Genomic DNA, 1,170 nt, shown 5'->3' with positions numbered 1-1,170 from the left:
TTCTCGTCCAGCGCGGCCCTGACGGTCAGGCCGGTGCGGGTCTGGGTGGCGGAGATGGTCTGGAGTAGCACCTCGTAGCTTGTCAGCGGTCGGCCGCGCAGACTGTGGGTGATGCGGGAGAACAGGCGGTGCTCGACCTTGTTCCATTTCGAGGTGCCGGGTGGGAAGTGGGCGATGGTGGCGGTCAGGCCGGACTCGTCGCAGAAGGCGGCGAGCTCCATCTTGAACAGGTGGGAGTTAGCGGCGTTCGCTCCGCCGGAGTCGGCGGTGATCAGCAGTTGGGTAGCGTCGGGGTAGTCTGCCCGGCCCTGGTCGTTCCACCACCGGCGCAGGGACTCGACCGCGAAGGCGGCGGTGTTGCGGTTGGTGCCCACGTTTACCCACCCGGTGTCGTGTCCCAGGTCGTAGACGCCGTAGGGGATGGCTACCGGTGTGTGGGGGTCCAGGAAGTCGTGGTCGGGGGCGGTGATCGGTTGGCCCTTGGGGCGGTAGCTGCGGCCTGGGCGGGCGAAGCCGCCGATCGGTTCCTTGTGTTTGGCGTCCACGCTCACCACGGGCAGGCCCTGGGCGAGGAAGTGCTCGGCCACCGTGTTGATGTGCTGGAACTGGGCGTCGCGGTCGGGTGCTTGGGATCCGGCCCGGGTCTTGGCCATGCCCTGCAGGCTGAACCCCATGTCTCGCAGCAGGTCGCCGACCACCGGGGCGCTGACCGGGTGCCCGTCTTGTGTCAGCCACCGGGCGAGGTCGCGCAGTGAGGCGGTCGTCCAGCGCAGTGGCGAGACAGGATCGCCGACCTCGCGCGGCTCGATCAGCGCTGCGAGGGCGGTGCACAGGCCCGGGTCGCGCTCGGTGGCGGATCTGCGGCCACCACCGGGCCGGCGTATCCGGCCCAGGGGTGTTGGGTCGTCGGCGAGTTCAGCCCGCCCACGCGTGATGGTCGATTCGGAGACTTCCGCCAGCCTGGCCACGGTCGCGGTCCCGCCGTGTCCCAACGCGTTGGCCTCCGAGGCCAGGTAGAGGCGCCGCTGCCGTTCGTCCAGGTGCGGTAGCAGCGCGGTGAACTTCACATCCAGCGCTGTCAAGGCCTTCTCGGATATCGCCACGAGGTCCGTCTACCATGCTGGGCATGACAACGAGGGCGGATATGCCAGTAGTTTCCTTACGGCTCCT

Annotated in this window: 1 protein-coding gene; it reads right to left on the bottom strand. The window is 68.5% G+C overall.

Annotated elements, in window-relative coordinates:
- On the bottom strand, positions 1 to 1,103 hold a 1,103-nt coding region (locus ACYVDG_RS32645; RefSeq protein ID WP_460764153.1), incomplete at its 3' end, for an ISAzo13 family transposase.
- Positions 1,104 to 1,170 lie beyond the last annotated feature (67 nt).

The sequence above is a fragment of the Nocardiopsis oceani genome, assembly GCF_054777395.1.
This window is presented reverse-complemented; position numbering and strand designations above follow the sequence as displayed.